The sequence below is a fragment of the Streptococcus sp. 5004 genome, assembly GCF_013276755.1.
In the GTDB taxonomy this organism is placed as follows: domain Bacteria; phylum Bacillota; class Bacilli; order Lactobacillales; family Streptococcaceae; genus Streptococcus.
This window is the reverse complement of record NZ_VMLP01000008.1, coordinates 1-13,283: the sequence shown is the minus strand read 5'-3', so window position 1 is coordinate 13,283 and position 13,283 is coordinate 1. Positions and strand designations below refer to the sequence as shown.

The 13,283-nt window shown below is 43.0% G+C and carries 15 protein-coding genes; 14 read left to right on the top strand and 1 reads right to left on the bottom strand.

The features are described from left to right. The first annotated feature begins 40 nt into the window (after positions 1–40). The 6 genes from HT685_RS03090 (at position 41) to HT685_RS03065 (ending at position 7,149) form a co-directional block, all read left to right on the top strand. On the top strand, positions 41–2,377 hold the full coding sequence (locus HT685_RS03090) for a cation-translocating P-type ATPase (RefSeq protein ID WP_173251549.1): 2,337 nt from the start codon (positions 41–43) through the stop codon (positions 2,375–2,377). A 101-nt stretch (positions 2,378–2,478) separates the two neighbouring features. Further along, a complete protein-coding gene (locus tag HT685_RS03085; RefSeq protein WP_173226958.1) occupies positions 2,479–3,156 on the top strand; it encodes a tRNA (adenine(22)-N(1))-methyltransferase TrmK in 678 nt (225 codons plus the stop codon). Beyond that, positions 3,143–3,940, top strand: a complete 798-nt coding sequence (locus HT685_RS03080; protein ID WP_173226959.1) for a Nif3-like dinuclear metal center hexameric protein — start codon at positions 3,143–3,145, stop codon at positions 3,938–3,940. Before HT685_RS03085 ends, HT685_RS03080 begins: the two co-directional genes overlap by 14 nt. Before the next feature lie 16 nt (positions 3,941–3,956). Then, positions 3,957–5,060, top strand: a complete 1,104-nt coding sequence (locus tag HT685_RS03075) for an FAD-dependent oxidoreductase (protein ID WP_173226960.1) — start codon at positions 3,957–3,959, stop codon at positions 5,058–5,060. Positions 5,061–5,162: 102 nt separating this feature from the next. Next, a complete protein-coding gene (gene galE / locus HT685_RS03070; protein WP_173226961.1) occupies positions 5,163–6,182 on the top strand; it encodes a UDP-glucose 4-epimerase GalE in 1,020 nt (339 codons plus the stop codon). Between the two features lies 1 nt (position 6,183). After that, a complete protein-coding gene (locus HT685_RS03065) occupies positions 6,184–7,149 on the top strand; it encodes a glycosyltransferase family 2 protein (protein ID WP_173274655.1) in 966 nt (321 codons plus the stop codon). A 50-nt stretch (positions 7,150–7,199) separates the two neighbouring features. Here HT685_RS03065 and HT685_RS03060 read toward each other — a convergent pair whose 3' ends face one another. Beyond that, complete coding sequence (locus tag HT685_RS03060) at positions 7,200–7,406, bottom strand: ferredoxin (protein WP_173218573.1); 207 nt, start codon at positions 7,404–7,406, stop codon at positions 7,200–7,202. 51 nt (positions 7,407–7,457) lie between these two features. Between HT685_RS03060 and HT685_RS03055 the strand changes: the two genes are divergently transcribed. The 8 genes from HT685_RS03055 to HT685_RS03020 all read left to right on the top strand — a co-directional run bounded on the left by HT685_RS03055 (position 7,458) and on the right by HT685_RS03020 (position 13,032). Beyond that, on the top strand, positions 7,458–7,925 hold the full coding sequence (locus HT685_RS03055) for an SAG1386/EF1546 family surface-associated protein (protein WP_173274654.1): 468 nt from the start codon (positions 7,458–7,460) through the stop codon (positions 7,923–7,925). A gap of 8 nt (positions 7,926–7,933) precedes the next feature. Continuing rightward, positions 7,934–8,605 carry a (d)CMP kinase gene (gene cmk, locus HT685_RS03050; RefSeq protein ID WP_173226968.1) on the top strand — a complete coding sequence of 224 codons (672 nt, stop codon included), beginning with the start codon at positions 7,934–7,936 and terminating at the stop codon, positions 8,603–8,605. Positions 8,606–8,734: 129 nt separating this feature from the next. After that, positions 8,735–9,073 carry a zinc ribbon domain-containing protein YjdM gene (locus HT685_RS03045; RefSeq protein WP_001061596.1) on the top strand — a complete coding sequence of 113 codons (339 nt, stop codon included), beginning with the start codon at positions 8,735–8,737 and terminating at the stop codon, positions 9,071–9,073. Positions 9,074–9,075: 2 nt separating this feature from the next. Further along, positions 9,076–9,705, top strand: coding sequence for a Pr6Pr family membrane protein (locus tag HT685_RS03040; RefSeq protein WP_173226970.1), 630 nt, complete (start codon positions 9,076–9,078; stop codon positions 9,703–9,705). Between the two features lie 124 nt (positions 9,706–9,829). Continuing rightward, positions 9,830–10,981, top strand: coding sequence for an MFS transporter (locus tag HT685_RS03035; protein WP_173226972.1), 1,152 nt, complete (start codon positions 9,830–9,832; stop codon positions 10,979–10,981). A gap of 99 nt (positions 10,982–11,080) precedes the next feature. Further along, positions 11,081–11,830, top strand: a complete 750-nt coding sequence (gene truA, locus HT685_RS03030) for a tRNA pseudouridine(38-40) synthase TruA (RefSeq protein WP_173226973.1) — start codon at positions 11,081–11,083, stop codon at positions 11,828–11,830. Then, entirely contained in the window at positions 11,820–12,593 is a 774-nt protein-coding gene (locus HT685_RS03025) for a bifunctional hydroxymethylpyrimidine kinase/phosphomethylpyrimidine kinase (RefSeq protein WP_173226975.1), read from the top strand. Before truA ends, HT685_RS03025 begins: the two co-directional genes overlap by 11 nt. Next, a complete protein-coding gene (locus tag HT685_RS03020; RefSeq protein WP_000814989.1) occupies positions 12,571–13,032 on the top strand; it encodes an ECF transporter S component in 462 nt (153 codons plus the stop codon). The genes HT685_RS03025 and HT685_RS03020 overlap by 23 nt, the downstream gene beginning before the upstream one ends. Positions 13,033–13,283: the final 251 nt, after the last annotated feature.

Sequence of the window (13,283 nt, the reverse complement as noted above, 5' to 3'; positions counted from 1 at the left end):
AGATTAGAATTCTTTTAGAAAAAATGATATGATATAATTTATGGATAAAAATAAGATTATGGGATTAACCCAAAGAGAAGTCGAGGAAAGACAGGCTAAGGGCTTGGTCAATGATTTTACTGCTTCGGCCAGTACCAGCACTTGGCAAATCATCAAACGAAATGTCTTTACCCTTTTTAACGCTTTGAACTTTGCCATTGCTTTGGCCCTTGCCTTTGTGCAGGCTTGGAGCAATCTGGTCTTCTTTGTCGTTATCTGCTTTAACGCTTTTTCAGGGATTGTGACGGAGCTCCGTGCCAAGCATATGGTGGACAAGCTCAATCTCATGACCAAGGAAAAGGTCAAGACTATTCGTGATGGCCAGGAAGTGGCTCTTAATCCTGAAGAATTGGTGTTAGGAGATGTCATTCGTTTGTCTGCTGGAGAGCAAATTCCTAGTGATGCCTTGGTTTTGGAAGGCTTTGCGGAAGTCAATGAAGCCATGTTGACGGGGGAAAGTGATTTGGTGCAAAAGGAAGTTGACGCCTTGCTTTTGTCAGGAAGTTTCCTAGCCAGTGGGGCAGTTTTAGCTCAAGTTCACCATGTCGGTGCAGACAACTATGCTGCTAAACTTATGCTTGAGGCTAAGACTGTGAAACCTATCAACTCTCGTATCATGGAATCGCTGGACAGGTTAGCAGGTTTTACTGGGAAAATTATCATTCCTTTTGGTCTAGCTCTCTTGCTAGAAGCCTTGATTTTAAAAGGCTTGCCTCTTAAGTCGTCCGTTGTAAACTCGTCGACAGCTCTTTTGGGGATGTTACCTAAGGGAGTTGCCCTTTTGACCATCACTTCGCTCTTGACAGCGGTGATTAAGTTAGGCTTGAAAAAGGTCTTGGTGCAGGAGATGTACTCCGTTGAGACCTTGGCGCGCGTGGATATGCTCTGTTTGGATAAGACGGGCACCATCACCCAAGGAAAGATGCAGGTAGAGGCTGTTCTTCCTCTGACGGAAACTTATGGTGAAGAGACTATTGCCAACATTTTGACTAGCTATATAGCTCATAGTGAGGATAAAAATCCAACTGCCCAAGCTATTCGCCAGCGATTCCAAGGCCAAGTAGCCTATTCTATGATTTCCAATCTCCCCTTCTCAAGCGACCGCAAGTGGGGTGCTATGGAGTTAGAAGGTTTGGGAACAGTTTTCTTAGGGGCGCCTGAGATGTTGCTGGATTCTGAGGTCCCAGAAGCCAGAGAGGCCTTGGAGAGAGGTTCACGTGTCTTGGTCTTGGCTCTCAGTCAGGAAAAACTAGACCATCACAAACCACAGAAACCATCTGATATTCAGGCTCTAGCCTTGCTGGAAATATTGGATCCCATTCGAGAGGGAGCAGCAGAGACGCTGGACTATCTCCGTTCTCAGGAAGTGGGCCTCAAGATTATCTCTGGTGACAATCCAGTTACGGTATCCAGCATTGCCCAGAAGGCTGGTTTTGCGGACTATGATAGTTATGTAGATTGCTCGAAAATTACGGATGAGGAATTGGTTGCTATGGCGGAGGAGACTGCTATTTTCGGACGGGTTTCCCCTCATCAAAAGAAACTCATCATCCAAACTCTGAAAAAAGCGGGTCATACAACGGCTATGACGGGAGACGGAGTCAATGATATTCTGGCTCTTCGTGAGGCGGATTGTTCTATCGTAATGGCGGAGGGAGATCCTGCGACTCGTCAGATTGCAAATCTGGTTCTCTTGAACTCTGACTTTAATGATGTTCCTGAGATTCTCTTTGAAGGTCGTCGCGTAGTCAATAACATTGCCCATATCGCCCCGATTTTCTTGATTAAGACCATCTATTCTTTCCTATTAGCGGTCATCTGTATTGCCAGTGCTCTTCTGGGACGGTCTGAATGGATCTTGATTTTCCCCTTTATTCCAATCCAGATTACCATGATTGACCAGTTTGTGGAAGGTTTCCCACCATTCGTTCTGACTTTTGAGCGAAATATCAAACCTGTTGAGCCAAATTTCCTCAGAAGATCCATGCTTCGTGCCCTACCAAGCGCTCTCATGGTCGTCTTCAGCGTTCTCTTTGTGAAAATATTTGGAAGTAGCCAAGGTTGGTCTGAGTTAGAAATCTCAACTCTCCTCTATTATCTCTTGGGGTCAATTGGTTTCTTATCCGTATTTAGAGCCTGCATGCCATTTACCCTATGGCGTGTCCTCTTGATTGTTTGGTCAGTAGGAGGCTTCCTAGCCACAGCTCTCTTCCCAAGAATTCAAAAACTGCTTGAAATTTCAACCTTAACAGGACAAACATTACCTGTTTATGGTGTCATGATGTTGGTCTTTACCGTGATTTTCATCCTGACTAGTCGCTATCAAGCCAGAAAATAAAGAAAGGCTGCAATCTGTGGATTGCGGTCTTTTTAGGTACAAGATTGCTAGCTGAAATGTGGTATAATAAGAGGTAATAGAGTTTTGGAAAGTGAGAGAAGATGATTTCAAAGAGATTAGAATTGGTGGCTTCTTTTGTGCCACGGGGAGCCATTTTACTAGATGTGGGGAGTGACCATGCTTATCTGCCTATCGAGTTGATCGAAAGAGGACAAATTAAAAATGCTATTGCGGGTGAGGTGGTGGAAGGTCCCTACCAGTCTGCGGTCAAAAATGTTGAGGCTCACGGCCTAAAGGAAAAAATCCAGGTTCGTTTAGCCAATGGCTTGGCAGCTTTTGAAGAGACTGACCAAGTGTCTGTCATTACCATTGCTGGTATGGGTGGTCGTTTGATTGCTAGGATATTGGAAGAAGGCTTGGACAAGTTAGCTAATGTAGAGCGTTTGATCCTCCAGCCCAATAATCGTGAAGACGATTTGCGTATCTGGTTACAAGAGAACGGATTTCAGATTGTAGCTGAAAACATCTTAGAAGAAGCTGGCAAGTTTTACGAGATTTTGGTTGTGGAAGCAGGACAAATGAAGCTATCAGCCAGTGATGTTCGCTTTGGTCCTTTTTTGTCCAAAGAAGTCAGCCCAGTCTTTGTCCAAAAATGGCAAAAAGAAGCTGTTAAGCTAGAGTTTGCCCTCGGAAAAATCCCAGAAAAAAATCTGGAGGAACGTCAAGTTCTAGTGGATAAAATTCAAGCCATCAAGGAGGTTCTCCATGCTAGCAAGTGAAGTAATTAACGCATATGAAGCCTTTTGCCCTCAGGAATTTTCAATGGAGGGAGACAGTCGTGGCCTGCAAATTGGAACTTTGGACAAGGATATCCAAAGGGTTATGGTGGCTCTCGATATTCGTGAAGAAACGGTGGCTGAAGCCATTGAAAAGGGTGTGGACTTGATTATTGTCAAGCACGCGCCGATTTTCCGTCCCATCAAGGATTTGATATCCAGCCGTCCACAAAATCAGATTTACATTGATCTCATCAAGCATGACATCGCAGTTTATGTAAGCCATACCAATATTGACATCGTTGAAAATGGCCTTAATGACTGGTTCTGCCAGATGCTAGGCATTGAGGAGACGACTTATCTGCAGGAGACAGGTCCTGAACGTGGGATTGGACGTATTGGGAATATTCAGCCTCAGACCTTTGGAGAATTAGCCCAGAATGTCAAGCAAGTCTTTGGTCTAGATAGTCTTCGATTGGTGCATTATCAAGAGAGTGATTTGCAGAAGTCTATTTCAAGAGTGGCCATCTGTGGTGGTAGCGGGCAGTCTTTCTATAAGGATGCTTTAGCTAAAGGAGCAGAAGTCTATATCACTGGTGATATTTACTACCACACTGCCCAGGATATGTTGTCTGATGGCTTGTTGGCATTGGACCCAGGTCACTATATTGAAGTGATTTTTGTGGAAAAAATTGCAGAGCTTCTTAATCTATGGAAAAGAGAAAATGGCTGGACAATCGATATTGTACCTAGTCAAGCATCGACCAATCCTTTCCACCATATCTAGTTAGAAAGTGAAAACAATGAAAAAAGTTGCTATTATCGGAGCAGGAATTGTGGGAGCCACAGCAGCCTACTACCTCTCGAAAGAAAGTGACCTAGAAGTAACCGTCTTTGACCATGGACAAGGTCAAGCTACCAAGGCCGCAGCAGGAATTATCAGCCCCTGGTTTTCCAAACGCCGCAACAAGGCCTGGTACAAAATGGCACGCTTGGGGGCTGATTTTTATGTGGATTTATTAGCTGATTTAGAGAAGTCAGGGCAAGAAATAGACTTTTACCAGCGTTCGGGAGTTTTTCTCTTGAAAAGACATGAATCCAAGTTGGAAGAACTCTATCAACTAGCCTTCCAGCGAAGAGAAGAATCTCCCTTGATAGGGCAATTAGCCATTCTGGATCAAACATCAGCAAATGAATTATTCCCTGGTTTGCAGGGATTTGACCACCTGCTCTATGCTTCTGGTGGAGCGAGAGTAGATGGACAACTCTTAGTCACTCGTTTGCTGGAAGCCAGTCACGTCAAGCTGGTCAAAGAAAAAGTGACTCTGACACCTTTAGCATCAGGTTATCAGATTGGCGAAGAGGTGTTTGATCAGGTTATTTTGGCGACGGGAGCTTGGTTGGGGGACTTGTTAGAACCCTTGGGTTATACTGTGGATGTCCGTCCTCAAAAAGGGCAATTACGAGATTATCAGCTTGCCCAAGACATGGAAGCTTACCCTGTTGTCATGCCAGAAGGGGAGTGGGATTTGATTCCTTTTGCAGGTGGGAAATTGTCCTTAGGAGCCACCCATGAAAATGACATGGGATTTGATTTGACGGTAGATGAAGCCTTGCTCCAGCAAATGGAGGAAGCAACTTTGCCTCACTATCCTGTTTTATCGGAAGCGACTTCCAGAAGTGAACGAGTGGGAATTCGTGCCTACACCAGTGATTTCTCACCTTTCTTTGGGCAGGTGCCAGAATTGGCAGGTGTCTATGCTGCTAGTGGACTAGGTTCATCAGGGCTCACAACTGGTCCTATCATTGGCTACCATCTAGCTCAACTGGTCCAAGACAAGGAGTTGACCTTGGACCCTGAAAACTATCCAATTGAAAACTATGTCAAACGAGTAAAAAGTGAATAAGAATTTTACTGAAATTTTAGCCATCCCTCTAGGACGGCAAATGACATTCCCTATCAAAAATGGTAAAATAAGAAAAAATAATCCGAGAATCGAGGAAAGAAGATGCAAGAAAAGATTTTGGTAACGGGTGGGGCAGGTTTTATTGGAACCCACACTGTTATTGAGTTAATCCAAGCAGGTCATCAGGTTGTTGTGGTGGATAACCTTGTCAACAGCAATCGAAAAAGTTTAGAAGTTGTTGAAAGAATTACAGGAGTTGAAGTGCCTTTCTATGAGGCAGATATTCGTGATACAGATACCCTCAGAGATATTTTCAAGCAAGAAGAACCAACAGGGGTCATTCACTTCGCTGGCTTGAAGGCTGTCGGTGAATCTACCCGTATCCCTCTTGCCTATTATGACAACAATATAGCAGGAACTCTTAGTCTTTTGAAGGTAATGGAAGAAGCCAACTGTAAAAACATCATTTTCAGTTCTTCTGCGACAGTTTACGGAGATCCGCACACAGTACCCATCTTGGAAGATTTCCCACTTTCAGTGACCAATCCATACGGTCGTACCAAACTCATGTTAGAGGAAATTTTGACAGATATCTACAAGGCAGACTCAGAATGGAATGTGGTCTTGCTTCGTTACTTTAACCCAATCGGAGCCCATGAGAGTGGTGATTTAGGAGAAAATCCAAATGGTATTCCAAACAATCTCTTGCCATATGTGACGCAAGTAGCCGTTGGAAAACTAGAACAAGTGCAAGTGTTTGGAGACGATTACGATACGGAAGACGGAACGGGTGTTCGTGACTATATCCACGTCGTCGATTTGGCCAAAGGTCACGTCGCAGCTCTGAAAAAAATCCAAAAAGGTTCAGGTCTAAACGTTTATAACCTTGGAACAGGTAAAGGCTACTCAGTTCTTGAAATTATCCAAAATATGGAAAAAGCAGTGGGACGTCCGATTCCTTACCGCATTGTAGACCGTCGCCCAGGTGATATTGCAGCATGCTATTCAGATCCTGCAAAAGCCAAAGCAGAACTTGGCTGGGAAGCAGAATTCGACATCACCCAAATGTGTGAAGACGCATGGCGTTGGCAAAGCAAGCATCCAAATGGATTTGAAGACTAAGATGGTGATGTCAATCATTGTCCCCTGTTTAAACGAAGAGGAAGTACTTCCTCTTTTTTATCAGGCTTTGGAAGCTTTACTTCCAGATTTGGAAACAGAAATCGAGTATGTTTTTGTCGATGATGGATCAAGTGATGGGACCTTGAGACTCTTAAAGGCCTATCGAGAACAAAATCCGGCAGTTCATTATATTTCTTTCTCGCGAAATTTTGGCAAAGAAGCTGCTCTATATGCAGGCTTGCAATATGCAACCGGAGATTTGGTGGTGGTGATGGATGCAGATCTCCAAGATCCTCCTAGTATGTTGCTTGAGATGAAAGCCTTACTAGACCAGAATGCAGATTTAGACTGTGTAGGAACACGCAGAACCAGTCGGGAGGGAGAACCCTTCTTTCGCAGTTTCTGTGCTGATCTCTTTTACGGCTTCATGAAAAAAATCAGTCCAGTAGCCCTGCCGTCAGGTGTTCGTGATTTTCGCATGATGAGAAGGTCTGTGGTCGATGCCATTTTAAGCTTGACTGAGTCCAATCGTTTTTCGAAGGGACTTTTTGCCTGGGTCGGCTTTAAAACCCACTATCTGGACTATCCAAATGTCGAAAGGAAGGCTGGCAAGACCAGTTGGAGTTTTAGGCAACTCTTTTTCTACTCCATTGAAGGGATTGTTAATTTTTCAGATTTCCCGTTGACTATAGCCTTTGTAGCTGGTCTCCTATCTTGTTTTATTTCTCTACTGATGACCTTTTTTGTTGTGGTTCGGACCCTCATTTTGGGCAATCCGACATCAGGTTGGACCTCTCTGATGGCTGTCATTCTCTTTCTTGGAGGCATTCAACTCTTGACCATTGGGATTCTCGGCAAGTACATCAGTAAAATTTATTTGGAGACTAAAAAAAGACCACTTTATCTGATCAAAGAAAAAAGTGACCTTCCTGATTTTACAGAAAAAAATAAAGTGAAAAGACTATAATTTTACATGGAAATGTGCTAAACTAGAGGAAGTGGATTATCGCTATTGATTTAGGCTTCCTGATTGCTAATCAGGGCGCGAGTTGGGCAATTTTTAACAGCCTCTAAGACATCCTGGCTAGGAGAAATTTCTTTTTCTAGTTGGTCAGGGTCATCGTAAAAACGCACGATTCCATTATCGTGGTAATCAAATAAATCAGAATAAGTTTGGCAAAGCCCACAGGCGATACATCGTTCAGGTATAAGTGTGATTTTCATGTTCATATTTATATTGTAATAAGAAACGTAAAAAAAAACAAGGAGTAGGGTATGGAAAAAGAACCGTGGCAAGAAGATATTTATGATCAAGAAGAATCAAGAGCAGAGCGTCGTAAGAGAACTCAAGGCAGAGATGTAGTGGCCAATCGTGTCTTGACGATCTTAGCTAGTATTTTCTTTGTAATTGTGGTAGTGATGATTATTGTTCTCATCTATCTATCATCGGGTGGGAGTAATCGCACAGCAGCCTTGAAAGATTTTCATGATTCTGATACAAGTGTAGTACAAGTCTCATCTTCAAGCAGTTCCCAGCCTGAGCAGAGTTCAGAATCTTCTTCTGAACACTCGGAGGAAGCTACAGATCCAGAAGGGACGACAAAAGTCTTAGCTGGAGAAGGGGAAGCAGCCATTGCCGCTCGTGCAGGAATCTCCATTGCTCAGTTAGAGGCCTTAAATCCTGGGCACATGGCTACAGGATCTTGGTTTGCTAATCCAGGTGATGTTATAAAAATAAAATAGGAGCCGATATGAAAACAATTCAAATTGCTATTGACGGTCCTGCTTCAAGTGGTAAGAGTACGGTCGCAAAAATTATTGCCAAGGACTTTGGATACACCTACCTAGATACAGGTGCCATGTATCGTGCAACGACCTACATGGCTCTCCAAAACCAGTTAGGAGTAGAAGAAGTCGAAGCCCTTCTAGCCTTGTTGGACCAGCATCCAATCAGTTTTGGACGTTCAGAAACTGGAGAACAGCTTGTCTTTGTAGGGGATGTGGATATTACCCACCCTATCCGTGAAAATGAGGTGACCAATCATGTTTCTGCTATTGCGGCAATTCCTCAAGTGCGTGAGAAACTAGTTTCCCTCCAACAAGAAATTGCCCAGCAAGGTGGGATTGTCATGGACGGTCGCGATATTGGGACTGTTGTATTGCCACAAGCAGAATTAAAAATCTTCCTAGTAGCTTCAGTCGATGAGAGAGCAGAGCGTCGTTACAAGGAAAATGTTGCCAAGGGAATTGAAACAGACCTTGAAACTCTAAAAGAGGAAATTGCTGCGCGTGACTACAAGGATAGTCATCGTGAGACTTCGCCTCTCAAACAAGCAGAGGATGCTGTCTACCTTGATACAACTGGTTTGAACATTCAAGAAGTAGTTGAAAAAATCAAAGCAGAAGCTAAAAAAAGAATGTAAATGTAGAAAAGCCGATAGATAGATATCGGTTTTTTTCTAAATTTGTCAAAATGCTGATTTTAGGGTATAATAGTTGCTGTTCGAGAATTTTGATTTTCAAAGAATAGCGAATGATGATAAGGAGAAACCATGAACAACCTACCAAATTGCCCAAAATGTAACTCAGAGTATGTCTACGAAGACGGTGCCCTACTGGTTTGCCCAGAGTGTGCTTATGAGTGGAATCCTGCTGAAGTTGCAGATGTAGAAGAGGGTCTTGTTGCTATCGATGCCAATGGAAATAAATTGGCTGACGGTGATACAGTAACTCTCATCAAGGACTTGAAGGTAAAAGGTGCGCCAAAAGATTTGAAACAAGGGACGCGCGTGAAAAATATTCGCATCGTAGAAGGCGACCACAATATCGACTGTAAGATTGATGGCTTCGGTGCCATGAAACTCAAATCAGAGTTTGTGAAGAAAATTTAAACATGTCAAAACACTATAAACTTGTATTTTATAGCCGTATCTTCTTGTTTCTAGCGGCTTTTACGGGAGTTTACCTTGAAATTACCAAGCATGGTGGTTTTGGGATGCTTCTCTATTACACGGTTCTGTCCAACCTCTTGGTAACTATTTTTACCCTTTATCTTCTAAAGGTTATGAGCCGTGTAGGTGAAAACTGGCAAAGACCAAGTCTCTTGCGCTTAAAAGGTGGAGTCACCATGAGTATCATGATTACCTGTGTGATTTACCATTTCCTCTTAGCGCCTATTGCGACTAATTTCTATACCCTAGAAAATTTCCTTTGCCACTATATCGTTCCCCTCTGGTTTTTCGCAGATACCCTCTTTTTTGACAAACAGGGTCAATACAAGATTTGGGATCCAATTGTGTGGACCATTTTACCCTTGCTGTATATGATGTTTGCTCTTTTTAATGGCTTGGTTTTAAAACTCAATATTCCAAATGCCAAGGATAATCCTTTCCCTTACTTCTTTTTGAATGTGAACAAGGGTTGGGATGTTGTGTTTAAGTGGTGTCTGATTATCTTTGTTGCCTATATGGTAGCAGGATTTATCTTCTACTTTATTAAGCAAATCAAGAGAAAGTCATCCTAAGACACAAGGGATTCATTTTCGAGTTTAAGAAGGAGTCTGTATACCAATGGGACTTCTTCTTTTCTTGCTTGTTTGATAACGATCAAAAAAGTAGAAGATTAAGAGAAATATAGAAAGAGATTTCATGAAACAATTTTTAGAACGGGCCAGTATTTTGGCTCTCTCCCTCGTTTTGATTACCTCCTTTTCCATCTCGAGTGCCCTGCCAGCCATGTTTGACTATTATCAAGGTTATCCTAAGGAACAAATTGAGCTCTTGGCGAGCTTGCCTTCCTTTGGAATCATGATGATGTTACTGCTAAATGGTTTCTTAGAAAAAATATTTCCTGAGCGCTTACAGATTAGTTTGGGCTTGTTGATTTTATCACTAAGTGGAACAGCTCCCTTTTGGTATCAAGCCTATCCCTTTGTCTTTGGGACACGGATTCTTTTTGGTTTGGGAGTTGGGATGATCAATGCCAAGGCTATTTCTATTATCAGTGAACGCTATCAAGGAAAAACCCGAATTCAGATGCTAGGATTACGCGGTTCTGCAGAGGTCGTTGGGGCTTCTCTCATTACTTTGGCAGTCGGCCAATTGTTGGCCTTTGGTTGGACAGCTACCTTCCTAGCCTATAGTGCTGGATTTTTGGTGCTGATCCTATATCTACTCTTTGTCCCTTATGGCAAAGAAAAGAAAGCAGTCAAGAAAAAGGAGAAGGAAGCAAGTCGTTTAACTGGGGAAATGAAAGGCTTGATTTTTATCCTAGCTATAGAAGCGGCAGTTGTAGTTTGTACCAATACGGCTATTACCATCCGTATTCCAAGTTTGATGGTGGAAAGAGGACTTGGAGATGCCCAGTTATCTAGTTTTGTTCTTAGTGTCATGCAGTTGATCGGGATTGTGGCTGGGGTGAGTTTTTCTTTCTTGATTTCTATCTTTAAGGAAAAATTGCTCCTCTGGTCTGGTATTACCTTCGGCTTAGGGCAAATCGTGATTGCCTTGTCTCCATCCTTGTGGGTGGTAGTGGCAGGAAGCATTCTGGCTGGTTTTGCCTACAGTGTAGCCTTGACGACGGTCTTTCAACTTGTCTCTGAACGAATTCCAGCTAAACTCCTCAATCAAGCAACTTCATTTGCTGTATTAGGCTGTAGTTTCGGAGCCTTTACGACCCCATTTGTTCTAGGTGCAATTGGCTTACTAACTCACAATGGGATGTTGGTCTTTGCTATCTTAGGATCTTGGTTGATTGTAACCTCTATCTTTGTCATGTACCTACTTCACAAGAGAGCTTAGGATTGGTTTCCTAAGTTTTTCTTTTTGTGAATTTTGTACCCAGACAATTATAAATTTTCTAGCTTGTTACGAGACTAATTTCTTGATAAAATAGAAGTTATGACGAGATACAAAGCAACTATTTCCTATGATGGTTATGCCTTTTCTGGTTTTCAGCGCCAGCCTCATGCGCGTAGCGTTCAGGAAGAAATTGAAAAAACCTTGACCAGGTTAAATAAAGGGCAAGCCATTACTGTTCACGGTGCTGGTAGGACAGATAGTGGGGTTCATGCTTTGGGACAGGTGATTCATTTTGACCTGCCCTATCAGATGGATGAGGAGAAGCTCCGTTTTGCCTTGGATACCCAGTCTCCTGAAGATATCGATGTGGTTTCGATTGAGCTTGTGGCGGATAATTTTCATTGCCGTTATGCCAAGCACAGCAAGACCTATGAGTTTATCGTGGATAGGGGCCGTCCCAAAAATCCGATGCGCCGTCACTATGCCACTCACTTCCCCTACCCACTCGATGTGGAGAGGATGCAGGAGGCCGTCAAAAGGCTAGAAGGAACCCACGATTTCACAGGCTTTACAGCATCTGGGACCAGCGTAGAGGACAAGGTTCGCACCATCACAGAAGCTAGTCTCAGGGTTGATGAGACAGGCCAGTTTTTGACCTTTACCTTTTCAGGAAATGGTTTCTTGTATAAGCAGATTCGCAATATGGTGGGGACACTGCTCAAAATCGGAAATAATCGAATGCCAGTAGAGCAGATTGACCTGATTTTGGAGAAAAAGAACAGGCAACTTGCAGGTCCCACTGCAGCACCAAATGGTTTATATTTAAAGGAGATTCGTTATGAAGAATAATCGTATTTTAGCACTTTCAGGAAATGATATTTTTAGTGGTGGTGGATTGTCCGCTGATTTGGCGACCTATACCTTGAACGGCTTGCATGGCTTTGTAGCAGTAACTTGCTTGACAACCTTGACAGAAAAAGGATTTGAGGTCTTTCCAACTGACGATACCATTTTTCAATATGAATTAGATAGCTTGCGTGATGTGGAATTTGCAGGGATTAAGATTGGTCTTCTACCAACTGTCAGTGTAGCTGAGAAGGCATTGGATTTTATCAAGCAACGCCCAGGAGTGCCTGTGGTTCTGGATCCTGTATTGGTCTGCAAGGAAACGCATGACGTAGCAGTTAGTGAACTCTGCCAAGAGTTGATTCGCTTTTTCCCTCATGTCAGTGTGATTACGCCTAATCTTCCTGAAGCAGAATTATTAGCTGATCAGGAAATTAAAACCTTGGAAGATATGAAAGCTGCAGCGCAGAAATTGCATGAATTAGGCGCGCCAGCAGTCATTATCAAGGGAGGCAATCGCCTTAGTCAGGACAAGGCTGTAGATGTCTTTTATGACGGACAAACCTTTACAGTCCTAGAAAATCCTGTCATTCAAGGGCAAAATGCTGGTGCAGGTTGTACCTTTGCCTCTAGCATTGCCAGTCACTTGGTTAAAGGTGATGAACTTTTACCAGCAGTAGAAAGCTCTAAGGCTTTCGTTTATCGTGCCATTGCACAAGCAGATCAGTATGGAGTAAGACAATATGAAGCAAACCAAAACAACTAAAATCGCCCTTGTATCCCTATTAACCGCCCTCTCTGTGGTCCTAGGCTATTTCTTAAAAATTCCAACACCGACAGGCATTCTAACTCTTTTAGATGCGGGTGTCTTCTTTACGGCCTTCTACTTTGGTAGTCGTGAAGGGGCTGTAGTCGGAGGACTGGCAGGTTTCTTGATTGACCTCTTATCAGGCTATCCTCAGTGGATGTTCTTTAGTTTGGTCAACCATGGCTTGCAGGGATTTTTCGCAGGATTTAAAGGAAAAACTCAGTGGTTAGGCCTTATCTTAGCAACGATTGCCATGGTAGGGGGTTACGCCTTGGGTTCTACATTGATGAATGGCTGGGCTGCAGCCCTACCAGAAATCCTACCAAATTTCATGCAAAATATGGTAGGGATGATTGTAGGATTTATTCTTAGTCAAAGTATCAAGAAGATTAAGTAAAGAAATCTGGATAAAAGTCTTTCAAATAAGAAAAACGCATAGTATCAGGTGTTTGAACCTTGATAGTATGCGTTTTATTATGTGACTATTAGTCCGTCTCGCTCCGTTAGGTGCGAGACAAAAAAACCACCCGCTATGCGGGTGCGCGTCGAAGGTTATACCAAAAAAACTCCGAACGCGATACAATAAAGGTGTTCAAGCTAATTGTAAAGCGAAAGGAGAAAAATATGGTACAAAAGGCTCATAGTTTA